Annotated in this window: 24 protein-coding genes and 1 tRNA gene; 4 read left to right on the plus strand and 21 right to left on the minus strand. The window is 51.8% G+C overall.

Annotated elements, in window-relative coordinates:
• The 7 genes from PBA01S_RS18410 to PBA01S_RS18440 form a co-directional block, all read right to left on the minus strand.
• Positions 1-1,046, minus strand: a 1,046-nt coding sequence (locus PBA01S_RS18410; RefSeq protein ID WP_503826051.1) for a TP0910 N-terminal domain-containing protein, incomplete at its 3' end; no start/stop codon positions are given.
• A 72-nt stretch (positions 1,047-1,118) separates the two neighbouring features.
• Positions 1,119-1,739, minus strand: a complete 621-nt coding sequence (gene rnhB, locus PBA01S_RS18415) for a ribonuclease HII (RefSeq protein WP_036699276.1) — start codon at positions 1,737-1,739, stop codon at positions 1,119-1,121.
• Between the two features lie 251 nt (positions 1,740-1,990).
• Positions 1,991-2,854 (minus strand): ribosome biogenesis GTPase YlqF, encoded by an 864-nt coding sequence (gene ylqF / locus PBA01S_RS18420; protein ID WP_028537778.1) that lies wholly within the window; start codon positions 2,852-2,854, stop codon positions 1,991-1,993.
• Positions 2,855-2,922: 68 nt separating this feature from the next.
• A complete protein-coding gene (gene lepB / locus PBA01S_RS18425) occupies positions 2,923-3,591 on the minus strand; it encodes a signal peptidase I (RefSeq protein ID WP_009222985.1) in 669 nt (222 codons plus the stop codon).
• Positions 3,592-3,710: 119 nt separating this feature from the next.
• Positions 3,711-4,055: a 50S ribosomal protein L19 gene (rplS, locus tag PBA01S_RS18430; protein ID WP_009222984.1), complete on the minus strand. Its 345-nt coding sequence runs from the start codon at positions 4,053-4,055 to the stop codon at positions 3,711-3,713.
• A 242-nt stretch (positions 4,056-4,297) separates the two neighbouring features.
• Positions 4,298-4,558: a hypothetical protein gene (locus tag PBA01S_RS18435; RefSeq protein ID WP_085169016.1), complete on the minus strand. Its 261-nt coding sequence runs from the start codon at positions 4,556-4,558 to the stop codon at positions 4,298-4,300.
• 167 nt (positions 4,559-4,725) lie between these two features.
• Positions 4,726-4,799 (minus strand) — tRNA-Pro (locus tag PBA01S_RS18440).
• Positions 4,800-5,050: 251 nt separating this feature from the next.
• Here PBA01S_RS18440 and PBA01S_RS18445 point away from each other — a divergent pair.
• Both PBA01S_RS18445 and PBA01S_RS18450 read left to right on the plus strand, forming a co-directional pair.
• Positions 5,051-5,566 carry a stalk domain-containing protein gene (locus tag PBA01S_RS18445; protein ID WP_085278856.1) on the plus strand — a complete coding sequence of 172 codons (516 nt, stop codon included), beginning with the start codon at positions 5,051-5,053 and terminating at the stop codon, positions 5,564-5,566.
• A gap of 142 nt (positions 5,567-5,708) precedes the next feature.
• On the plus strand, positions 5,709-6,635 hold the full coding sequence (locus PBA01S_RS18450) for a polysaccharide deacetylase family protein (RefSeq protein ID WP_028537782.1): 927 nt from the start codon (positions 5,709-5,711) through the stop codon (positions 6,633-6,635).
• On the opposite strand, the gene trmD is transcribed toward PBA01S_RS18450, so the two are convergent.
• The 9 genes from trmD to smc form a co-directional block, all read right to left on the minus strand.
• The gene (gene trmD / locus PBA01S_RS18455) at positions 6,610-7,434 is read right to left on the minus strand and encodes a tRNA (guanosine(37)-N1)-methyltransferase TrmD (protein ID WP_016312466.1); all 825 of its coding nucleotides are present in this window, start codon (positions 7,432-7,434) and stop codon (positions 6,610-6,612) included. The genes PBA01S_RS18450 and trmD overlap by 26 nt on opposite strands.
• Before the next feature lies 1 nt (position 7,435).
• Complete coding sequence (rimM, locus tag PBA01S_RS18460) at positions 7,436-7,954, minus strand: ribosome maturation factor RimM (RefSeq protein WP_016312467.1); 519 nt, start codon at positions 7,952-7,954, stop codon at positions 7,436-7,438.
• Positions 7,955-8,092: 138 nt separating this feature from the next.
• Positions 8,093-8,323: a KH domain-containing protein gene (locus PBA01S_RS18465; RefSeq protein ID WP_009222978.1), complete on the minus strand. Its 231-nt coding sequence runs from the start codon at positions 8,321-8,323 to the stop codon at positions 8,093-8,095.
• Between the two features lie 22 nt (positions 8,324-8,345).
• Complete coding sequence (rpsP, locus tag PBA01S_RS18470) at positions 8,346-8,618, minus strand: 30S ribosomal protein S16 (RefSeq protein WP_009222977.1); 273 nt, start codon at positions 8,616-8,618, stop codon at positions 8,346-8,348.
• A gap of 39 nt (positions 8,619-8,657) precedes the next feature.
• Positions 8,658-10,034 (minus strand): signal recognition particle protein, encoded by a 1,377-nt coding sequence (ffh, locus tag PBA01S_RS18475; RefSeq protein WP_028537783.1) that lies wholly within the window; start codon positions 10,032-10,034, stop codon positions 8,658-8,660.
• 50 nt (positions 10,035-10,084) lie between these two features.
• Positions 10,085-10,438, minus strand: coding sequence for a putative DNA-binding protein (locus PBA01S_RS18480; RefSeq protein WP_016312469.1), 354 nt, complete (start codon positions 10,436-10,438; stop codon positions 10,085-10,087).
• A 182-nt stretch (positions 10,439-10,620) separates the two neighbouring features.
• Positions 10,621-11,268: a PAQR family membrane homeostasis protein TrhA gene (gene trhA / locus PBA01S_RS18485; RefSeq protein WP_009222974.1), complete on the minus strand. Its 648-nt coding sequence runs from the start codon at positions 11,266-11,268 to the stop codon at positions 10,621-10,623.
• Between the two features lie 103 nt (positions 11,269-11,371).
• Positions 11,372-12,379 carry a signal recognition particle-docking protein FtsY gene (gene ftsY, locus PBA01S_RS18490; protein ID WP_009222973.1) on the minus strand — a complete coding sequence of 336 codons (1,008 nt, stop codon included), beginning with the start codon at positions 12,377-12,379 and terminating at the stop codon, positions 11,372-11,374.
• 167 nt (positions 12,380-12,546) lie between these two features.
• Complete coding sequence (gene smc / locus PBA01S_RS18495; protein WP_127576499.1) at positions 12,547-16,119, minus strand: chromosome segregation protein SMC; 3,573 nt, start codon at positions 16,117-16,119, stop codon at positions 12,547-12,549.
• A gap of 179 nt (positions 16,120-16,298) precedes the next feature.
• On the opposite strand from smc, the gene PBA01S_RS18500 reads away from it, so the two are divergent.
• Both PBA01S_RS18500 and PBA01S_RS18505 read left to right on the plus strand, forming a co-directional pair.
• Entirely contained in the window at positions 16,299-17,711 is a 1,413-nt protein-coding gene (locus PBA01S_RS18500) for a serine hydrolase domain-containing protein (protein WP_127576500.1), read from the plus strand.
• A 324-nt stretch (positions 17,712-18,035) separates the two neighbouring features.
• The gene (locus tag PBA01S_RS18505; protein WP_016312472.1) at positions 18,036-18,560 is read left to right on the plus strand and encodes a hypothetical protein; all 525 of its coding nucleotides are present in this window, start codon (positions 18,036-18,038) and stop codon (positions 18,558-18,560) included.
• Positions 18,561-18,562: 2 nt separating this feature from the next.
• Here the strand turns inward: PBA01S_RS18505 and PBA01S_RS22830 are convergent, their stop codons facing one another.
• From PBA01S_RS22830 to acpP, 5 genes are all read right to left on the minus strand, one after another.
• Positions 18,563-18,721 carry a hypothetical protein gene (locus PBA01S_RS22830; RefSeq protein ID WP_157273275.1) on the minus strand — a complete coding sequence of 53 codons (159 nt, stop codon included), beginning with the start codon at positions 18,719-18,721 and terminating at the stop codon, positions 18,563-18,565.
• A 378-nt stretch (positions 18,722-19,099) separates the two neighbouring features.
• Positions 19,100-20,401: an IS1380 family transposase gene (locus PBA01S_RS18510; protein ID WP_127576501.1), complete on the minus strand. Its 1,302-nt coding sequence runs from the start codon at positions 20,399-20,401 to the stop codon at positions 19,100-19,102.
• A gap of 486 nt (positions 20,402-20,887) precedes the next feature.
• Positions 20,888-21,586 (minus strand): ribonuclease III, encoded by a 699-nt coding sequence (gene rnc / locus PBA01S_RS18515; protein WP_016312474.1) that lies wholly within the window; start codon positions 21,584-21,586, stop codon positions 20,888-20,890.
• Positions 21,587-21,599: 13 nt separating this feature from the next.
• Positions 21,600-22,838 (minus strand): beta-ketoacyl-ACP synthase II, encoded by a 1,239-nt coding sequence (gene fabF, locus PBA01S_RS18520; protein WP_028537790.1) that lies wholly within the window; start codon positions 22,836-22,838, stop codon positions 21,600-21,602.
• 127 nt (positions 22,839-22,965) lie between these two features.
• Positions 22,966-23,199: an acyl carrier protein gene (gene acpP, locus PBA01S_RS18525; RefSeq protein WP_009222968.1), complete on the minus strand. Its 234-nt coding sequence runs from the start codon at positions 23,197-23,199 to the stop codon at positions 22,966-22,968.
• Positions 23,200-23,246: the final 47 nt, after the last annotated feature.

Consider the following 23,246-nt stretch of genomic DNA (forward strand, 5'->3'; position numbering starts at 1 on the left):
CTCTGGCCCTCCGCGGCGGCGCCCCTTGCCGGGCCGGCCGACGTGCGGCCCGGCAGGTCCGTGCCCTCCGGGAGCACGGACGACTGCAGCTCCGCCAGCACCGCTTGCAGCTTCGCGACCAGCGCTCCGCCCGGTGCACTTGCGGCGTGCTGCCCCTGCAGCCCCGGCTGCGGGGATGGCGGTCCGTCCGAGCCGACCGCATAAGCGCCCTGCCGGGCTAACTGCATCAGCCCCGCCGCCTGATTCGGCGGAGCTCCTCCGCCGTTCGGCAGCGCACCTGGTTGGGCCGCCCCTCCGGCGGCTGTCCCGGCATTCGCCCCGGACGATGCAGGAGCCGCGGTGTCTCCCGCTGGCAAAGGAGATGCCGATTGCCCTGTCTGAGCCGATGAGCCAGCTGCTGCCGGGCCTGAGCGGGGTTGCCCCTCGTTCCCGGTCATCTCCGGCCCCAATTGGCGCAAAAAGCTGGCGATCTGCTCCTCCAGCGAGGACAGCAGGACGTGCAGCGGAGGGCCAAAAACAGCTTGATGCAGCCCCGCTACCGTTTCACCGGTGATCGGAAGTCCCCGTCCAAAGGCGATACCCGCCGCCTGAATCCACTCCGACAATGGTACTCCAGCCGGCTTTAGCCCAGAGACCTTTTGCAGGAGCGCAAAATTTTCCCGTGTTAATGGAATTCCGTTTTTCTGCATCATCTGCAGGAATTCCCGGTTCGCCGGCGAATTCTCAAGTCCCAGCGATTCGAGCGACTTGGCGAGAGAAGCAGGAGACAGGACAGTCCCCGGGTCTGCGGAAATTGGCTTCAAGACCGCGAGTCCGTCCTTCGATTCCGGCTGCACCTGCAGGAGCGTCGTTTCTCCTGGACGCATCGGCGTCTCCAAGGCAGCGTGAAGCTTCACACCTTGGACCTGAATGACGGCCACTTGCCCATCATCGGAGACGGACAACACCGTGCCGCGGACCACTTGCCCCGTCTTGAGTTCCAGCGATTTCGCTTCCCCGGAACGAACGTCCCCCATCATACTGCGCAGCAGCGGTCCGATATTCATAAGCTCCCCCCTTAGACTGGATTGAAGATATGGAAAACCCGCCTCCATCGAGAGCGGGTAAGAAAAGGCCGGTTAAAACAAAGTTTGTTCTTCAACGAACAAATTGCGCATAAAGCTCTTGCGATGCATGGGCGTTGGCCCCAATGCCAGAAGCTGTTCACGGTGCAGCTTGGTTGCATAACCTTTATGTACGGCGATTCCGTATTCCGGATATCGTGCATCCCATTCGCCTTGGCACAAACGGTCACGTGTCACCTTGGCAACGATCGAAGCGGCTGCGATCGACTGACTGGTGGCATCCCCTTTGATTACTGAAAGTTGGGGAATGGGCACATCCACCTTCTCTGCATCGATGAGCAGATATTCCGGCTGAATCGACAGTTGTTCTACCGCCTGCTTCATCGCCCGCCTTGTCGCCTGCTTAATATTGATTTGGTCAATGGTCGCCGCATCCACGGATCCGATCCCCACGGCAATCGCCTGTTCCATGATGAGATCATATAGCTTCTCCCGCTTCTTGGCGCTTAATTTCTTCGAATCGTTCACATCTTCCAGCACGAGTCCTTGCGGCAAAATGACCGCAGCGGCAACCACATCTCCAAACAAGCAGCCTCTGCCCACTTCGTCGATCCCCGCAATATGCGGATATCCCGCTTGCCAGTACTCGCGCTCATATTTTAATAAATCGTCCATAATGCCTCCTTGTTCTCGCGAAACTTCCCCCGTTGCTAGCTGTTCTATGTTGTTGGTTCCTATCTCCGGACTCGGAAATGAGGGTTCCACGCCTGGAGCGCATCCATCACTCTATCGGTTTCATCTCTATAAATTACGATGCTTCCCTTATTTTATCGGCAATCCTCTTTCGATTCTACAGCCTTTCGCTAAAAAAACAAGCCGCCGGCGATCTGAAGAAGGATCTCCAAACCGCCAGCGGCTTTCATTTATTAATAGGGGGCTTCCAACGAATATCTGCCCAGCTTCCCGGCTCTCAATTCGCGAAGCAGAATCCCCGATGCTTTCTCCAAATCCACTCGTCCACCGCTGATGAGGCAACCGCGTTTACGCCCCACCGCTTCCATGATCGCAACGATTTCGTCCGGATCGTCGAAGTCTCGCGGCGGTTGATCCAGCTCAAACCGCGCTTTGAACGGCTCCCAGTAATACCGGACCAAATATTTTACGGCAAAAAAAGCGATGTCTTCCACGTTCAAAATCTCTTCGCGGATCGCACCGGTCACGGCCAGCCGGTAGCCGACGTTCTGATCTTCAAACTTCGGCCACAAAATGCCCGGCGTGTCGAGCAACTCCATCTCCGTCCCTACCTTAATCCATTGCTGACCTTTAGTGACGCCGGGTCTGTCGCCGGTCGCCGCAATTTTACGACCCGCTAAGCCATTAATCAGCGTGGATTTCCCGACATTTGGGATTCCGACAATTAAAGCGCGAACCGCCCGAGGCTTGATACCTTTGGCGATTTGCTTCTCGATCCGCTCCTTCAGCAGCTCCTTGGCCAAGCGGGGAATTTCCCTTAGGCCTTGCCCGCTTGCCGCGTCGGCTTCAACGGCCAGATGCCCTTCTTCCTTAAAATAAGCGATCCACTGCCGCGTCACCGCAGGATCGGCCAAATCGGATTTATTCAAAACAATCAAGCGCGGCTTGCCTTGCAAAATCTCATCGATCATCGGATTTCGGCTCGACAGAGGCAACCTCGCGTCAAGGAGCTCGATGACCACATCGATCAGCTTCAGCTTCTCTTGGATTTGCCGGCGTGCCTTGGTCATGTGGCCGGGAAACCATTGAATTGTCATATACCTTCACCTCACTGTCCCAAGAACGCGCCTTCTCTCACGTTTCTCCCATTCTACTTTCCCAGCATCTAGTGCCGGATCAACTTCAGGTCCGACAGCGGCCAGAACACCAAATCTGCCCGACCTACGATGTCTTTATATGGTACGTAACCGATCCGCCTACTATCCGTACTATTCGAGCGGTTATCCCCCAGTACAAATACGTATCCTTCCGGCACCGTTCCATCCGGTACCAGCTCGTTCGGAAAATTCGCCTCCGTATTGTACAGCTCGTTATTATTATGCTTCTCTACCACAACATCTTTAATGTATGTTTCATCTACAACCTTCCCGTTGACCGTCACCGTATCCCCTTCCACTTGGACGGTATCTCCAGGGACGCCGATGACCCGTTTGATGAAATCCCGGCCTTCCGACGGAACGTGGAAAACAATGACTTCACCGTGTTTTGGAGCGCGGATATCGTAAATGATCTTGTTAACGATGATCCGTTCCCCCGTATGAAAGTTTGGTTGCATCGACGGGCCGTCGACAATAAACGGAGCAAAGAAAAGCCAACGAATCAGGAGAACCAACACAATGGCGATGGCGATAGCTTTCAGCCACTCCAACGCCTCGCTTTTTTCCTTCTTGCCCGCAGGCGGCGTTTGCACCGCTCCTGGCCCGTCTGGCGACTGCTCCACCCGTCCGGAAGACGGCGAAACCTCCGGATAACCCTGACGTTCATGCTTCTCCATGGATCGTGACCTCTCCTTATCTCATAAAATATGTACTGGAGGTAGTGAATCTCGAAACTTCCCGAAGAAAAAGCAAAGGGGCTTGATTGGATACAAGCCCCCTCTTCGTTAACGGAAAATTAACGACGTACTTCTTTAATTCTCGCTGCTTTACCGCGAAGTTCACGAAGATAATACAACTTCGCACGACGCACTTTACCACGGCGAGCCACTTCGATTTTATCGATTTTCGGGGAATGAAGCGGGAAAGTTCTTTCCACGCCTACACCGTTCGAAATTTTACGAACCGTAAAAGTTTCGCTAATTCCGCCGCCACGACGCTTAATCACAACACCTTCGAACAATTGGACACGTTCACGAGATCCCTCGATAACCTTAACGTACACTTTCAAAGTGTCACCAGGACGAAAGCTCGGAATATCCTTGCGAAGCTGTTCTTGCGTAATCGCTTGTACGATATTCATCTAGGACTCCCTCCTTCCACTCAGGTGTTCATGCCTCTTCCAAAGAACCTCTTGTTCTTCTTCATCATCCGCAGCGGACCACCGAATTCACAACAAATTGAATTGTACCATAATCTCATGGGCTTCGCAAGAAAAATATAAGGTTAACAAGGCAAGAGTTATCAGGGGATATCCTTAAATTTATCCTATCCGATTTTGAACAAAAAAATGCCTCCAATCCCTTGGAGGCGAACGTTTTAACCTTAAATTAAAGCAATCGCCAAGAGCGTGAACAGGCTCAGCGTCAAAATTTCGTCGGCCGCTCCATAAGGACCGTACCCGTAGCCACCATAGTAGGGCGGATAAAATGCCGAGATTTGAGCCCGGCCTTTTCCCGATTTTTTTAAATATACGTTGTACCGGTCAACCTTCACAATCGTGCCTTCGTGTACAGCCCCATCACGGGTTAAAATCCGAACACGCTTCCCCATGCATTGTAAGCAATTATAATATATCTCTTCCATTCCCTTGTTCCCCTTCCTTATGCAAGCTAATGCATAGTATGAGAACAGTGGACGAACGGTATGGGCGACTAACGGTTTGAGGCAACTGTCTTGATAGCTTGCGCGGGATAAAAAAGGAACAGGCAAAATTCAATTGAAATTTGCCTGTTCCTTCGGTTTGCTAAAGATCGGAGTAGCGGGATTCGAACCCACGGCCTCACCCACCCCAAGGGTGCGCGCTACCTGACTGCGCCATACCCCGATAATCACATATAAAGGTTAACGATTTGCCGTTCAACGTTAACCGGATGTCAATCGCATATTACCATTATAAGCGATAGCCGCGCACGCTCGCAAGAGTTTAGACGCAAGCCTAAGACCTATTCTCGATCTATTAGGGCTAGTCCCTTTGTCTGATCACCTCCCCGTAAAATAACCCACAAAACCTATATCATTAGATGAGCTTCTATGTAATATTTTTAAAGGACGATAAACGATAGGAGGAAACTTCTCATGAAAAAAATCGTACTCGCGGTTGCAGCTAGTGCCTTAATCGGTACGGCATCCGTGGCAGGGGCAGCCCCTGCAGTAAAAACGGTCAAAGCGACCATCAAATACTTCAATTTTGTGGTGAATGGGCAAACCAAGCTGACGGCGGATGCGCTGGTCTTTAATGGAACGACCTATGTCCCGATTCGTGAGGCCGCAAGCTTGTTTAATTACGACACAACCTATAACGGTGCGACCAAAACCATTTCATTCAGTTCAAAGAAGGAATGGATCACCTTATCCGATTTAATCGCTGCAAATCCACGCCTCTCTGCTTCAAAATCAGAAGAGAACCCTGATGTATACGTCGTTCGAGCTTCGGGCACTACCGCATTTAGCTTAAATGCCGCAAACCTTAAGGATGGAGAAACAACTTCCATCATTACAAACGGTTCTCACTTGATCACGATCAAGAAAGAGCTGGGATCGATTGTATTAAGCAAAAAAGACGTCATCGCCGCTGGATACATCGTTGAATAAAACGAAACATCTATTTAGACATCCCCCTCGGTAACTCTACCGGGGGTTTTTCGTTTGTACCTATGGATAAGAAATCGTAACCACTTTTATAGAGAGAACAAATAAAATAGATCTATTAGAGAAAATAGGAGTTTGTGGAGAAATGAGCAGAAGATTAGCGAGGTATGTACTATTTTTCGCAGCAATTTCGATTCTAGTGTATTCGGCCGCAGTGACTCACCCGAATACGGTTTTGGCCCGTAAGGCTTGCACCTCATGGGATATGGTGAAAACGAAGGTGTTTACTTCAAGCCATACGAAGCATGAGGAATATCCAACCCTGCCGATGGACTTTGCGGTTGCCCCAGGCACCGCCGAACAAGTGCCCGTACTGATGTATCATTACATCACTCCAAAGCAATACAATCAAGAGCCTGGCAACAAGTCGATTATCAATCTTGAGGCTTTTGAAGCTGAGATGGCCTATCTGCATGAGCAAGGGTATTATACAGCCTCTTTAAGCGAACTTGAACAATACGTCAGAGGGCAGATCTCCCTGCCGGCCAAGAGCGTGGTCATTACCTTCGATGACGGCTATCAAAATAACTATATTTATGCTTATCCCATTCTCAAAAACTATGGATTCAAAGCAGCTATCTTTGTCATCGGCAGTAAAATCGAAGAAGAAACCCAAAACTTTGATCCCACGAAGAAAACATATCTTTCAAAAGAAGAAATCCACGCGGCGCGCGATGTATTCGAGTTCCACAGCCACACGTATAATTTGCATTACAAAGGCTTCCAAAAATGCGGAGTTCCGTCATCCGCAGGGCTAGACTCTAAGTTAATTCAGGCCGATATCGACAAGATGAAAGAAACCGGGGTTGACTCTCCGTACTTTGCATACCCGTATGGCGAGAAATCCCGGCAGATGATCTATGAGCTGCAGGAGAACGGCTACCGCATGGCTTTCACCGTTCGCCAAGGCTTTGTCAAGCCCGGTGACCGGCTAATGGCTTTGAACCGCTTGACGGTCACATCGGACACAGACATGGAGAAGTTACTTACTCCTTCTCTTTCGGATGACTAGCTTTGATTTCTTCGAGCCAACGCAAGTCCTTGGGAGATAACTCCACCTTTTCGAGCAGATCGGGCCGTCGTTCCCACGTCCGCCGTAACGCTTCCTTGCGCCGCCATTCATCGACATTGGCATGATGTCCACTGAGCAGAATATCTGGCACTCTCCATCCGCGAAACTCAACGGGACGTGTGTAATGCGGATATTCCAGCAACCCGGTGCTAAACGAATCGGTGATCGCGCTGGTTTCATTGCCTAACACCCCAGGCAGCAGGCGCGTCACGCTGTCGATGACCACCATAGCTGGCAGCTCGCCCCCGGTCAGTACATAATCGCCAATCGATAACTCGTCGGTGACCAAGTGTTGGCGAATCCGTTCATCGTAACCTTCATAATGCCCGCAAATAAAAATCAAGTGATCTTCCTGGGCTAATTCTTCCGCCTTCTTCTGCGTAAACGTCTCGCCTTGCGGACACATCAAGATAATGCGGGGCGGGCGAACGGAAGGGTTAGCCGCCAGGTCAGGTTCTGCGGCAACTGCCGGATGTTCCGCCGAATCTCCGGTATCCCCATCAACCTGCCGTCCAAGCAAATCTTCAACCGCACGAAAAATCGGCTCCGGTTTCAGCACCATGCCCCCGCCGCCGCCATAAGGCGTATCATCAACGGTTCCATGTTTATTGCCTGCATAGTCCCGGAAGTTAATGGCGTTGAAGGACACAATCCCCTTGTCCTGAGCTTTGCCGAGGATGCTGCTGCCAAATACGCCGGCGAACATTTCAGGAAACAAGGTCAACACATCGACGCGCATCCTACAACAGTCCTTCCATCAAATGCACAGTAACGATTTTCTCCTTCACATTGACGTCCAACACCACGTCATCAATGACCGGAAGCAGCAGCTGCTTGCCATTTGGCAGCTTGGCAACCCATACATCATTCGCGCCGGGCCGCAGAATCTCCACGATTTCACCCAACTCTTCCCCCTCATCGGAAACCACGCTGCAGCCGATGATTTCATGGAAATAATATTCGTTCTCCGGAAGCTCAACCGATTCCGCCTTGCTCACCTTCAAGTCGCGGCCTTTAAACCGTTCCACATCGTTGATATTGGAGAATTCGGCAAATTTAACAATATACATCTGTTTGTACGGCCGCGCCGATTGCACGGTGACCTCCAGCCGTTCCCCCGTTTCGGGATGAACAATCAGAAGCCGGCTCTTCGGTGCGAAGCGCACCTCCGGAAAGTCCGTCTGCAGCAGCACGCGAAGCTCCCCACGTATCCCGTGCGTATTTACGATTTTGCCTACCGATAACAATGAATCCGACATATTAACCTCCCAAGTGCTATCTCCTCATCATACTCGCAGCTTGTCCCAACTGCCAGGATCCTTCTGCTTCAGCATGTACGAAAAAGGGCTAGGACAAACATCCTAACCCGCTTTCGTCTATCATTATGAAGTTAACGATCAAGACATGATATCCACGGTGACCCGCTTATCCATCTTGACCGCTGCCGATGCTACGACGGTGCGCAGCGCCTTGGCGATTCTCCCCTGCTTGCCAATGACCTTCCCTACATCGTCGGGATGTACGGAAAGCTCATACACAATCAGATGGTCCTTCTCCACGACATCTACGCGCACGTCGTCCGGATGATCAACAAGAGCCTTCGCAATAACGCCGACTAATTGTTCCATTTACGACCCTCCGAATCAGCAATTATTTCTGCTGTCTAAGCTCATGGAATTTCTTCATAACGCCTGCTTTGCTCAGCAGATTGCGAACGGTATCGGATGCTTGTGCACCGTCTTGGAGCCATTTCAACGCTTTCTCTTCATCGATGTTAACTACAGCCGGCTCTGCAACCGGATTGTAGTAACCAATCTCCTCGATAAAACGACCGTCACGCGGGGAACGGGAATTCGAAACCACGATACGGTAGAAAGGAGCTTTATGAGCACCAATACGTTTCAAACGAATACGAACTGCCACGAAATTCACCTCCTTTTAAGAATGAACCTTGCATTTAGATTAACGGAAAGGGAATCTCATCCCTTTACCGGCCTTGCTTAATTGCTTCAACATTTTGTTGCCTTTGCCTTTCGGCCCCATCATGTCGGAGAACTGCTTCATCACACGGCGCATCTCGTCAAATTGCTTGATCAAGCGATTGACGTCGGCGAGTGTGGTTCCGCTGCCTGCGGCAATCCGCTTGCGCCGGCTGTGATTGATCATATCGGGATTTTGCTTCTCCTCTTTGGTCATCGAATGCACGATGGCCTCAACCCGGCTCATTTGCTTCTCGTCCACCTTGACGTTCTGCATCTGCTTCATCTTGCCCATGCCAGGAATCATGTCCATAAGCTGATCCAGCGGGCCCAGCTTCTTCACTTGCTCCATTTGCTCCAGGAAATCCTCGAACGTAAACTCTGCATTGCGCATTTTCCGTTCCATTTCCTTCGCTTTTTCCGCGTCAATGTTGGCCTGAGCTTTCTCAATCAACGACAGCATGTCGCCCATGCCCAGAATCCGCGACGCCATCCGTTCCGGATGGAACGGCTCCAGCGCATCGATCTTCTCGCCCAGCGCAGCGAACTTGATCGGGCAGCCGGTGACCGCCTTAACCGACAACGCTGCACCGCCGCGGGTATCGCCGTCAAGCTTAGTCAACACGACCCCGGTGAGCGTCAGCTGCTGATTGAAGCTCTCCGCAACGTTAACCGCGTCCTGACCTGTCATGGCATCCACCACGAGCAAGACCTCGTCCGGGTTCGTCACCTCATGGATTTGCCGCAGCTCCTCCATCAGTTCTTCGTCCACATGCAGCCGGCCTGCGGTATCGATCAAGACATAGTCGTTGCCGTTATCCTTCGCATGCTGCAACGCCTGACGGGTAATTTCAACCGGGCTGTTGCCCTCTGGCAACGTAAACACCGGCACTTTAATCTGCTCGCCGAGCACCTGCAGCTGCTTGATTGCCGCCGGACGGTAAATGTCCCCTGCGACCAACAGCGGCCGGTGATTTTCCTTCAGCAGCAGCTTGGCCAGCTTCGCCGAGGTTGTCGTCTTCCCAGCCCCTTGCAGACCCGCCATCATCACGACTGTTGGCGGCCGATTGCTGCGAGCTAGCTTAGCTTGGCTTCCGCCCATCAGCTCGGTCAGCTCTTTGTTGACGATATCGATGATGACCATGCCCGGCGTAAAGCTGTCCATGACCTCTTTGCCGATCGCCTTCTCCTTCACCTTCGCGATGAATTCCTTGACGACTTTAAAGTTGACGTCCGCTTCCAGCAAAGCGAGTCGAACCTCACGCATCGCTTCGTTTACATCGTCCTCGGACACTTTCCCTTTACCGCGAAGCTTACTGAATACGCTCTGCAAACGGCTTGTCAAACCTTCAAATGCCATACCTCGTCACCTCCATCTCTATAAGATCGTTCCGTATTCCTATAGTCATCTTACAATTGCTCCGCCTCGCGAAGCAAATTTCTTGCCGTTTCTTTATGTAACGGGGACATGTCGCTGGCTTCGAGCAGCTGCCCTAATTGGGACAACACGTGGCTCCGCGCTTCGTGCTTCTTCAGCAGGCCCAGCTTCTCCTCGTACGTCTCCAGCATGCCTTCCGCCCGTTTAATATGTTCATATACCGCCTGACGGCTGATCTCGAACTCAGCGGCAATTTCGCCCAGCGAGAAATCATCGAGAAAATAATATTTCAAGAACGTCTGCTGCTTCTCCGTCAGCAGCGCTTCATAGAAGTCAAACAAAAGGTTGATCCGGTTTGTCTTCTCCAGCCTATTCTCCTGACTCATCTGGGCACCCCCTCCGTCAAGGAAAAACACTTTACAGGCATCAACTTTTCCTATGATACCGAATGCCGAGATGGATGTCAAGCACTTTTCCTTAACATCAGTTTTGAACATAGCCAGAGACGCATTTTGATGCAAAAAAGCCGCTCCCGATGCTTCGGAAAGCGGCTTGACGCTTCAGCTTCTTAATGATTTGGCAAGAGATACAGCAATATCGCAAAGAAATGCGTTACGCTGCCGCCGAGGACGAACAGATGCCAGATCGCATGGTGATAAGGAAATCCGCGCCAGACATAAAATATCGTTCCCAGCGTATACGCCAGCCCGCCTGCAACCAGCAGGACGATCCCTTGATGCGGCATCGCCGCGGTCAGCGGTCCCCAGGCAATCACGATTAACCAGCCCATAATCAAGTAGAAAAACGTCGATAGGAACAGGAATCTTTTGACGAAAAAGGCTTTAAACACAACGCCAAGCAGCGCGATCCCCCAGACGGTGCCAAACAGGCTCCAGCCGAGCGGTCCCCTAACGGCTACCAGCAGAAACGGGGTATACGTCCCCGCGATGTAAATGTAAATCGAGGAATGGTCGAAAAATTCGAACAAATCCTTCAGTTTCCCTTCCTTGAAGCTGTGCACGAGGGTCGAGCACAGGTATAACAGCAGCATGCTTGCACCATATATTGTAAAGCTGACAACGTGCCAAGCTGTGCCCTTCATGCTGGAAAAAACGATCAACAGCACTAATCCTGCCACACTGAGCAAGGCGCCGATGCCGTGAGTGATCGCGTTGGCAATTTCCTCACGGCGGTCATACGTATGTGTATTGGCCATCCTGTCACCTCCTAAAATTCTCTTGATTAGTTTGTCTTGCCGGGCGTTTGCCTATGAGCATCATACGAAGGAACCCCGCAATGTGTTACTGGGACTTGCCCAATTAAGCCTCATTGGGTTCCCCTTCAGCTTCTTCCTCCTCAGCAATCAAGCCGGCAAACAACCCATGCACGAATTGCTCGGAATCGAATTTTTGGAGATCTTCCATCTTCTCGCCTAGTCCAACGAATTTCACCGGAAGGCTGAGCTCTTGACGGATGGCGATGACAATACCGCCTTTAGCCGTGCCATCCAGCTTCGTGAGCACGAGACCGGTCACGCCGCTCTTCTCACCAAACAGCTTGGCTTGGCTAAGCGCGTTTTGCCCTGTGGTGGCATCGAGCACCATCAGCACCTCATGGGGAGCTCCGGGAATTTCGCGCTGGATGACGCGGTAAATCTTGTTCAGCTCCTCCATCAGGTTCGACTTGTTCTGCAGCCGTCCCGCGGTATCGCACAGCAGAATATCGGCCCCACGCTGCTTGGCGGCTTGAACCGCGTCGAACATCACCGCTGCCGGATCAGAGCCGGCCTGTTGCTTGATGACATCCACTCCAACTCGATTGCCCCAAACCTCGAGCTGCTCAATCGCCCCTGCACGGAAGGTGTCGCCGGCAGCCAGGATGACCTTCTTACCCTGTTGCTTATAGAAATGGGCCAACTTACCGATCGTCGTCGTTTTACCGACCCCATTAACGCCAACGAACAAAATGACGCTGATCCCGTCCGGGTTCAAATGCATTTCGCTGTCCTCATCCCCGCGCAGCAGCTGGGTCAGCTTCTCGGAGAGCAGCGGCTGGAGCTCCGAGGCGTTCTCGATCCGGCGCTGCTTCACTTCGGCCCGCAGATCATCGATCAGCTTCATTACGGTGTTCACGCCAACATCGGCGCCAATCAAAATTTCCTCCAGCTCTTCGAAAAATTCCTCATCGATTTTTTTGCGCCGGGTTACGAGCTCTGTCACTTTTTCAACAAAGCCTTTCCGGCTTTTCTCCAGCCCGTCCCGGAACTGTTTCGTTACGGATTCCGTTTTAGATGCAATGCTTTCTCTCAGTTTCTTAAAGAAACTCATAGGAATATGTCCTCCTTCATCACTTCGAACTCAATTATCTCATACCGCAGGGGGCCTAAGCAATTTTCCGCCCCAGACCGCGTAAACACAAAAACGTGGCAGGAGAGCCAAGCTGTCGTCTTGACCCCCAAGCCACCGTAAATTGTATTTGAGAATGTTCTGTTGGCTTAAGCGATTTCGACCGTATCTTCGTCCTCCAGCTTCACCGAAACGAGCTTGGACACGCCGCCTTCCTCCATGGTCACCCCGTACAGCACGTCGGCTTCTTCCATCGTGCCTTTGCGGTGAGTCACCACGATAAACTGGGTTTGCTCCGAAAATTCGCGCAAGTACTGGGCAAAACGGACCACGTTGGCTTCGTCCAGCGCCGCCTCGACCTCGTCGAGCACGCAGAACGGCACCGGCTTCACCTGCAAAATCGCAAACAGCAGCGCCATCGCTGTTAATGCCCGCTCCCCGCCGGAGAGCAGCTGCAGGTTTTGCAGCTTCTTGCCCGGCGGCTGAGCCACCACATCGATCCCTGTGTCCAGCAGGTTGTCCGGATCGACCAAGATCAAATCCGCCCGCCCGCCGCCGAACAGCTTCGAGAAGACGATCACAAATTCGCGGCGAATGGCGTCAAACGTCGTTTTGAAGCGTTTGGACATCTCCTCGTCCATTTCGCGGATTACCTGGTACAACGTCGTTTTCGCTTCGACGAGATCATTCTTCTGCTCGCTGAGGAACTGATAACGTTCCGACACGCGGTTGTATTCCTCGATCGCGCCGAGATTCACTTCCCCAAGCAACGTGATCTGCCGCTTCAGCTCCTTCACGTCGGCCTGGGTCTGCGGCACATCCTCCGGCACGGCGTAACGCTGCTTCGCCAGCTCGTAGCTCAGCTCGTAATCCTCAGACAGCTTGCGCAGAATGTTATCCAGCTCCACGTCGAGGCGGTTCGCCTGGATTTCTGTCTGGCGCAACTGCTCCTCTACGGCCTTGAGCCCAAGCCGCTGCTCTTTCGTTTCGCTTTCGCCTTCCTCCAGCTTCTTCACAAGCACGGCGCGCGAAGCGCGTTCCAGCTCCAGCTGTTCGCTGGCCCGTTCCTTCTTCAGCTTAAAGTCGTTGAGCTCTTCCCGTTGCTTCACGGTCTGCTCCTCGTTTTGCTTCAGGTCCGCTTCAATCGACTGCAGGATCGTGCGGGTCTGCCCCAGCTCACGCTCCTGCACCTTGAACTCTTCCTCCGCGCGGCGCAGCTGCTCACGCAGCGACTGGCATTCCTGATCCAGCTTGCCTTCCCGGACCTTGAGCCCGGTCAGCAAATCCTGCAGCTCCTCCTTGGCCGATTCGCTAGCTTTACGCGCGAACTCGGCTGCCCGGATCGACTGCTGCACCGTTTGCTCTTCTTTCTCCAGCTCAACGAGTCGCGCTTCCGCCGCGGTCTTTGTCGCTTCAAGCTCCTCGAGCTCTTTCAGGTAGTGGCCTTTCTCCTGGCCATAGAGCTCAAACTGCTCGGAGACACGGCGCCATTCGTGGTCGATCTGTTTCAAATCACCGGCGCATTCTTGCTCCTCTACCCGTTTGGCATCGCCGGCTTCCCGCAGTCGCGTTAACTCGCTTTCGGCCTTGGCCAGCTGACTGCGTACGTCTGCCAACCCTTTGCGCAGCTTGTCCAGCATTTCCTCGCTTTCGCGAATATCGCCGGCAAGCTGGTCGAGCTGGCGTTTACGCCCCAGCAGGTTGCTGTTCTTGCGATGCTGGCTGCCCCCGGTCATCGAACCGCCGGCATTCACGACATCGCCTTCCAGCGTCACGATCCGGAAGCGGTATTGCAGCCGTGCGGCCATTTTGTTCGCCCGCTCCAGATCGCTGGCAAAGACGACATTACCGAGCAAGCTGCCGACAATGTTCTCATACCTCGGCTCGTAGCCCACCAGATCGGCTCCAATGCCGATGAATCCGTCCGCTTCCTCCAGTAGACGTTTGTCCGCTGCGGAAATCTGGCGCGAACGAATTACGTCGAGCGGAAGGAAGGTCGCTCGGCCCAGCTGCCGCTGCTTCAGAAAGGCGATCGCCTGCCGCGACACCGCTTCGTTTTCCATGACGATATGCTGCATCGCAGCGCCTAGCGCCGTCTCTACGGCGACTTCAAGCTTCTCCGGCACCCGAATCAGCTCCGCGACAGCACCGTGGACACCGGACAACGTCGACCGTTTGGCCGCCTTGAGCACTTCCTTAACGCCCAAGACAAACCCGTCGTAGTCGTCCTCCATCTCCTTCATCGTGTCGCGGCGGGAAACCAACGCTTCGCGCTTCTGTTCCCACTTGCGGATGTTGCTTTGGCTTTCTTCCACAAGCTTCTGCAGCGAATTCACCCGTTCGCTTTCCTGGATGTACTGTCCGCGCAAATCGGCAATCTCTTTGCCCAGCTTGTCTAGCACCTTCTCCAGTTCAGCCTTGCGCGCTTTGAGCCGTTCCAGCTCCTCCGTCCATTTGACGCCTTCCTCTTCCGCGCGTTCCATCCGGCGTTTCACGCTTTCCTTCTGCTGTTCAGCATAATGGATCTCGTTGCGCGCTTGCGCCATCTGGTTCATGATGTCCAGCAGTTGGCCTTTCAGGCCGTCCTCCTGCGCTTGGCTGATGCCGCCGGTCACCCCGATCAGCTTCGCCTCTTCGGCCGCCAGCTCATTACGCAGTTCATGAAGCTGCTGCTCCGCTGCGGCGAATTTGGCTGCCAGCTGCTCCTTTTCCTGCTGCCGCTGGGCGAACCGCTCTTCACTAATCTCCAGCGATTGAAGCAGCTGCTCGCGATTTTGAGTCAGATTTTTAGCGCGTTCCTTCAGCACTTCGCCGTAGCCTTCGCTTTTCTCGTAGCTTTCGCTGTATTCGAGCAGCTGACTTTGCAGCAGTTCGATTTGATCCTCAACCTGACGAAGGGCCAGCCGGTCGCTCTCCAATTTGGCATCATGCGCGGAAACAACGGTCGACAGCGCCAGCTGCTCCTCCTGCAGCTTGGCCAGCTTGGCGTTGGCCTCGCTCCACGATTCATGGATTTGCTCGATCTGATGCACATATAGCGAAATTTCTTTATTTTTTAATTGCTCACGCAATTCCTTGTACTTCAGGGCTTTCTCCGACTGCTCCTTCAGCGGCTCGATCTGATCCTCCAGCTCGGACACCAAGTCGTTGATGCGAAGCAGGTTCTGCTCGGTTTCATCCAGCTTGCGGCGGGCGTCGCGTTTGCGGCTCTTGTATTTCACAATCCCCGAAGCCTCTTCAAAAATGCCGCGGCGGTCCTCCGAGCGTGTGCTCAAAATTTCCTCAATCCGGCCCTGCCCGATGATAGAGTACGCTTCCTTCCCGATCCCCGTGTCCATAAACAGCTCGGTGATATCCTTCAGCCTGCAGGGCTGCTTGTTGATGAAGTATTCACTGTCGCCGCTGCGATGGACTCGCCGGGTCACCGTCACTTCGCTGAAGTCAAGCGGCAACGCTTGATCGGTGTTGTCCAACGTCAGCGATACCTCACTGTAATTCACGGCCTTGCGCGCGTCACTGCCGGCAAAAATGATATCTTCCATCTTCCCGCCGCGCAGCGACTTGGCGCTTTGCTCCCCGAGCACCCAGCGGATCCCGTCGGAGATGTTACTCTTACCGCTGCCGTTAGGTCCAACCACGGCGGTAATTCCGCGGACGAATTCCATCTCCGTCTTATCGGCGAACGATTTGAAGCCCGCTAACTCTATCCGTTTCAAAAACATACGTTCACGATCACCTCTACCGACTATTGTAACATACCCCAAGCCCTGGAGGACAGGCTATCCGTCGCGGAAGATTGCGCGGCATGACGCTTCTCTCATTCGCTTGAAATTTAAGGCACTTTTTGCTAGTGTGATAGAAAAAAATCCAACCTCTTATATCGGTAAAAGGAGCAACATTGATGAGCACAAAAAAACTTTCCCGCCTGGCCGGCATCATGATATCTGTATGCCTTGGGACGGCTTCCCTCGGATCGCCGGGACTGCCAGTGGCTTCCGCTTCGCAGACGCAGGCGGGGAAATCCGTAACTGTGACCGTAGGGGGGCAATCCGTTGCCTGGACAACCAAGCCCCTCATTTATCGCGGCGTGACCTATGCCCCTTTGCGTGAAGCGGCGGAATACCTGGGTGCAGAAGTACGATGGAATACTACGAAACGTGCTGCCGAGCTTCGGGTACACGGGGACACGATCCTGCACCGCGCGGGGACGGATCTGTTCAGCGTCAACGGCAACCCGCTCCGGATCGGCGTAAATTCGTTAGATCAAGGCGGCGTCACCTTGGTGCCTTTGCGGGCTTTAGCCGAAGTGCTGAAGGCTGAGGTGGATGCCGTGGCAATGTCAGGAACGATGCACGTTGCCTTGACCCCGGACGCAGCGACAATCCGTTCTTCGGAAACCGAGGTAGCTGACCGCTATTTGCAAGCCCAGAAGTACTCCGGCATCGCAATGATTGCTAAAGGTGACCAGATCCTGCTGCGCAAAGGGTACGGATATGACGGCGATAACCAGCTCGTCCGGGCCGATCAAAAGTCGCGCATTGGATCGCTGACCAAATCGTTTACGGCGGCGGCCGTCATGAAGCTCGCGGAGGAGGGAAAGCTTCACCTAGACGATACATTAGAGTCGTATTTCCCCGGTTTTCCTAGTGGGGATCGGATTACTATTCACCTGCTGCTATCCCACCTGTCCGGCATCAACCCCAACTTTCCACGTGTTGCGGGCATGTCCTTGCAAGATACCATCGAAGCGATCCGCTCCAAACCGCTGCTGAGTGAACCGGGCAGCAAATTTATGTACAGCAACAGCGGTTATGTCGTGCTGGCAGGGATCATCGAGAAAGCCTCGGGGATGAGTTATGGGGAATATCTGAAGCAGAGCATTTGGGAGCCGCTGGGTTTAAAAGACACCGGCGAAGCGAAGCCCTCGATTCCGGTCCTTCAGGGCTACGTTAGTGCCGGGGACCAACTCTGGGCGCCGGACGGCCCTTATATCTCACAATCCGGGACCGGCACGTTATACTCCACTGCCAACGACATGTTGACGTGGATCGCCTCATTTGAAACGGAACGCGTACTTAGCCAAGCGTCAATCGACCAAATGTTCACCCCGTATTCTGAGAAAAATTACGGCTACGGCTGGATGATTCAGCAGGAAAACGGGACAACACGCGTCTTCCACAATGGCAGCGGTACCGGCTACGCCACCGGCATGTCCCGGGAGCTCGGCGGCGGGTATACGATCATCCTGCTCGGCAACCACGCCGGCATGGATACGTTGACGCTGATGACCGAGCTCAGGATGCAGTTGCCGTAAATCTTAACAGAGCCTCTGAACGAAACATAACTAAGCTTAGGAATTTCTTCTATTTTAGAATGTTACAATTTAATCTTTTAGATCAAAGTCAAACAGAACATTGAATTTTTCTCAATACTTATAATCCCCTTCTTCATACTTAGTAGTAAGATCAACTAGACATAGTGTTCATTTTCATTTTCGTTTGTAACACGATGTTAAGTATATCAATATATTAATCTTGCAGATGAATTTCTCTTAAATCTGGAAACTGCGGGATACTGTTATCTTGGATTTATATCCTAGGGAAAGCTCACCTGCAATAATCAATAGGTGGGATTTAGGATGGAAAACAATAAGTTAATTAAACTGCAAGTTGAAGAACCAAGAATAAAAAGCGCAACTAACTTTTTACAAGACAAGGGGGTTTCACTCGAACTAAATAGTCCTCAACTTTACAAATATAAAAATACTAAGTATTTAATCTTATCTGCTAAAAGTAAACCTGAACTTTTTGTCCTGTCTTATAACGAAAATGATGAACTAGTGGAAGTAACAACGAAAAGTACACTTCTGAATCAATCGGGGAATGTAATAGAAAATCACTTCACAGGCAAAGAAAAAAAATTAGCGGTAGATGATAATAAGCAAAACAACTTCACTCCTGCTGCAAATACAGCCTCATCTTGTCCTCCTGGCCAAGAATGGAGGGAATACAACTGTAAATATGTACCTGAGCTAAATGAATTTTGTCTTATTGCATGCGCTGCAGCTAAAATAAAACCTAGCTTGTGTATCAATATGTGCACCAATAATATTAAAACGTGTGAAACAGATTGCTTTCCTATTGACGGCGGGATACCCACATAATACTAATTTATATTTTTAGCTTCTTCTATTCTTTGCTTCAGTTGGCGCTTTTTTTCTTCTAAACGTAAAATCTTTCGCATTGTAATAAATGACAAAAAACAAAACAGAGTATATTTAGCATTTATAAAGTCCAAATCGTTATCATAAACAAACTTATTCACTCTCTTTCACCTCTTTTGAACAGAACCTGAGCAATACGCTTTCCTAAGAAAAGCTGTTGTTCAGGTTCCTCTTGTAATGAATGAACTTCAAAATAGTAGTATGATGTCTTATCCGTTTTATTTTTTTATTACGTAACATTATATTCTATTTCAAAATCATCTTAAAGGAGAACATTTCTATGTCAAGTTTATGTAGACATAAACCTGAATTTCGAAAGTGCATAAGATCAATGCAAGATGCTAAAGCAATGGCGACTTAAGAAGTGAAAAGGTGGGAGTTTCCCATGTTTTAGTGGAGACGGAAGCTTGCGGCAGATGGTCTTTCCCCCTCCCCAATGAAGAGGCAGTCCTGATTTCCATGTAAAATTTTGCTTATCATTATTCTAACTGCGCCACTCGAACCTCGATTCGTTTCCAGACATAACGGCTGGGAAAGTCCCTCGCAAGCTTGAGTAGGATAGAGCGACCATGCCGAATGAGCGTTGCGGCGCAATAAAAGAATTCCAGACGGAACCGGGCAATCGTATAGCCTTGATGGACTGGCTCACAGCAGTCACGTTTGAAGCGCTCGAACAAATTGTAGGCCAGCAGCTTGATCAGCAGATCCAGACCATTGGCTTTGAAATCACCTGTCGCAATGCGATCGATGGAAAACCCGTTCTTGGCTTCCTTAATGTAATTTTCCATGCAGCAGCGCTGATTGTAGAATCGCCACAAATTGATCGGTTCCCATTCCAGATTAGTCACCATGGCTTCGTACTGCCAGTCCGAATCGAATACAATGCGGCCTTGGCCCTCCTCGAACACTTGCGCCTTACGGATGATCGCTACACGACGCGCCTTGTTCCAGGAGGTCGCTTGGTAGATCAAGCAAATACCTTCGATGATCCACTCTTCGTCGACATATCGCGTCCAGTAACGACAAGCCCCAACTTCCTTGGCCAGCCGCTGGGTCCATTTCAGCTTGCCGACATAGCCGATGTGGTGCTGCTCCCACAAGCTGTAAAAATCTTCACCGCCAAAGCCTTTGTCGAACCTTGCGTACTTCACTTTGTGTTCGTCGAGCAGTCTAAAGGTTTGCCGCAGGAAGTCGGCCGCATCGGTGGAAGAGTGCGTATTGCCCGGTCGAAGCACGGCGTTCAAGTTTAGTCGGCTCTGGCCTTCAAAGGCAAGCAGGGGATGATAGCTCTTACGCCCGGGCTTGTGTGGATTTGTGCCTTTGGCCGCGCCGGACTGATCGCCATACACGGTCTCTACCGTGGAATCCAGATCGAGAATCAGCTCAGGTGGCAAGCAGGGTCGAATGATCTCTTGATTCAGCCTCCGCAGTTCGTTAACCAGAGAGGGACAGAAACGACCAAGCCGGATCAATTCCTTGTACAACAGACTGTGATGCGGGCAGCGGCCGCCGAGAAAGAGCCTCAGCAGCACGTCGCTTTGCAAACGACGGAAATGAAAAATCCGTTCGCAGCCAAGCATCCAGCCAACGATGAGATAGAGCAGAATACGGTAAACGGGGAAGAGGGAGTTGCGCGCTTTGCCGCCGGAGAGGCTGCACATCGCCTCCGGCAGTTTGATTTTTTCGAGAAAGGCCAGGAAGATTTTGATGCCGCCGCAGCTCGTTGCGTTTTGTAGTGAAAATTCTGTTTTAATTTTGCTGATCGTTGTGGTAGACTTCACCTATAAGGTGCTCCTCTCTTTGGGTGTAGTGTTCCAAGTAAACACCATTCTACCAAAGATTCGGAGCCCTTTTCATATTTTCAAGAAGCGATACTTTCGAAATTCAGGATAAACTATTAAAAAGCATTCAGGCGGTTCACGGCGCCGTAATTTCTTATGCCAACTGTGTCTGTGAAGATATTTCTGAAAAGGAAAAGGAAATTTTTTTTAAGTTCGGATTGGAGCTAGCCGTGCAGTTACAAGAATTACGGAGACTTTATATTTCCCTGTATCAATTTGACCCATTAAGTGGGATCCCCACAGTAGATACTCAATGTTGTACCTCAAAAATAAATCACTCAGAACAAAATAAAACCGATAAGGATTGAATATCTCCAGTGGTTTAAAGTAACTAACAGCACGATCGGTCTGATCTAAGAGAAGAAGGCCTCCCTGATCAATCTTGGGATGCCTTCTTCTCTTCCATATTCACTTCTCATGCAATGTTCAAAGCTCAGAGCTCTTAAGCAACTCCAGCGCCACGGCGGCGGCCTGCTGCTCGGCTTCCTTCTTGGATCTGCCAGTACCCTGGCCAAGTGGACGCCCATCCATGCGGACCTCCGCAACGAATTCGCGCTCATGGGCCGGTCCCCGTTCTTCAATGATCCGGTATTCCAATGTGCCCATGCCATGATGCTGCGTCAGCTCCTGCAGCTCCGTTTTGAAGTCGCCGGTTGACAGCTTGCCATCAAGGGTCAAATTAGGGAATACATGGCGATGAAGGAACGCAGTAACTGCTTCCAGGCCCTGGTCCAAGTACAAAGCGCCAATAAAGGATTCGAACACATCCGCGAGCAGAGCAGGACGAGTTCGCCCACCCGTCAACTCCTCGCCTTTGCCTAGCAGGACGTATTTGCCAAACTCCAGGTTTTCGGCGAATTTCACGAGCGACGGTTCACAGACGATCGCGGCGCGCAATTTGGTCAGCTCGCCTTCAGGACGATCCGGGAATAACCGATATAAATGCTCCGAAACGGTCAATTCGAGAACGGCATCGCCCAAGAACTCCAGCCGTTCGTTATCCTCATATTGACTGAAGCGATGCTCATTCACGTATGACGCATGAGTGAAGGCTTGTTTCAGAAGCTGCCGATTTTGGAATACCAGTTCAAGTTTTTGCTGTAACTGCTTCAGATCTCCATTCACCGGACTTAACCCCTTATGCTTCGTATTTCTTCATGATGATCGTGGCATTGTGTCCACCGAATCCAAACGAGTTGGACATCGCGACGCGGACATCCGCACGTCTGGCTTCGTTCGGAACGTAGTCCAGATCACATTCTGGATCCGGATGCTCCAAGTTGATCGTTGGCGGAATGATGCCATGCTTCAAGGTGAGCCCGCAGATGACACCTTCCACCCCGCCGGCAGCCCCAAGCAAGTGGCCGGTCATCGATTTCGTCGAGCTGACCGCCAACTGATAAGCATGGTCGCCAAACGCCCGCTTGATCGCAATCGTCTCCGAGCGGTCGCCAACCGGAGTCGATGTCCCGTGGGCGTTGATATAATCCACTTCTTCCGGCGCAATCCCGGCATCACGGATCGCCATCTTCATGCAACGCTCCGGCCCGTTCGGATCCGGCTCGGTCATATGGTGAGCGTCTCCGCTCAAGCCGTAGCCAATCACTTCACCGTAGATTTTAGCACCGCGCTTCTGTGCATGCTCCAGCGATTCCAAAATCAGAATCCCGGCGCCTTCGCCCATGACAAAACCGTCTCGTTCCAGATCGAACGGCCGGCTGGCCTTCTCCGGTTCGTCGTTGCGGGTCGACATCGCCCGCATCGAGCAGAACCCTGCCATACCGGTCGGACGGATCGTTGCTTCCGCGCCTCCGCAAATCATCACATCGGCATCTCCCCGCTGGATCAGCTTGTACGAATCGCCGATGGAATGAGTTCCGGTCGCGCACGCAGTCACCGCCGTCGTGTTCGGACCCTTCGCTCCAAACATGATCGATACATGGCCCGATGCCATATTCGCAATCATCATCGGAATAAAAAATGGGCTGACGCGTTTTGGACCTTTCTCCAGCAAAATATTGTGCTGGTCTTCCCAAGTTCCAAGACCGCCGATCCCTGAACCAATCATCACGCCAACCCGTTCCGGATCGGCCGTCTCACCGATGGTGAGGCCGCTGTCTTTCATGGCGCTGACCGCCGCAGCGGCGGCAAATTGCACGAAGCGGTCCATCTTCCGCGCTTCCTTCCGGTCCACATAATCCTCTGGATTGAAATCTTTCACGGAGGCGGCAATTTGCGTCGGGTATTCGCTGACATCAAACGCTTCGATTCTTGAAACGCCAGACTTCCCCTGAACAAGGTTATTCCACAGCGTATCAAGGTCTTGTCCAAGCGCGGTCACGACCCCCATTCCTGTAACTACTACTCTATGCTTCAAACACATTCACCTCGTATGGACTTCATGTGTACTAATCATTCTAAGTCTTAAGCACGAATGCTTGAAGAGCTGAAGATGAGGAGAAGTCCCGCCTGCTATGTAGGAGGTACGGGACTTTTGGATGACATTAGGTATGAGATTGTATGTAGTTTACAACTTCACCTACAGTCGTAATCTTCTCTGCATCTTCGTCGGAAATTTCCAGATCGAATTCATCTTCCAATTCCATGACCAACTCAACTACGTCAAGCGAATCCGCACCCAAGTCGTCTTTGAAAGACGCTTCCAGGGTCACTTCGGCTTCATCAGCGCCGAGGCGATCCACAACAATGCGTTTTACGCGATCCAAGATATCGGACATCCGGTTCACCTCCTCTTTGGTATTATAAGAGATTTGAAGTTAAAATG

Origin of the sequence: Paenibacillus barengoltzii NBRC 101215 (genome assembly GCF_004000745.1) — a bacterium.
In the GTDB taxonomy this organism is placed as follows: Bacteria; Bacillota; Bacilli; order Paenibacillales; family Paenibacillaceae; genus Fontibacillus; species Fontibacillus barengoltzii.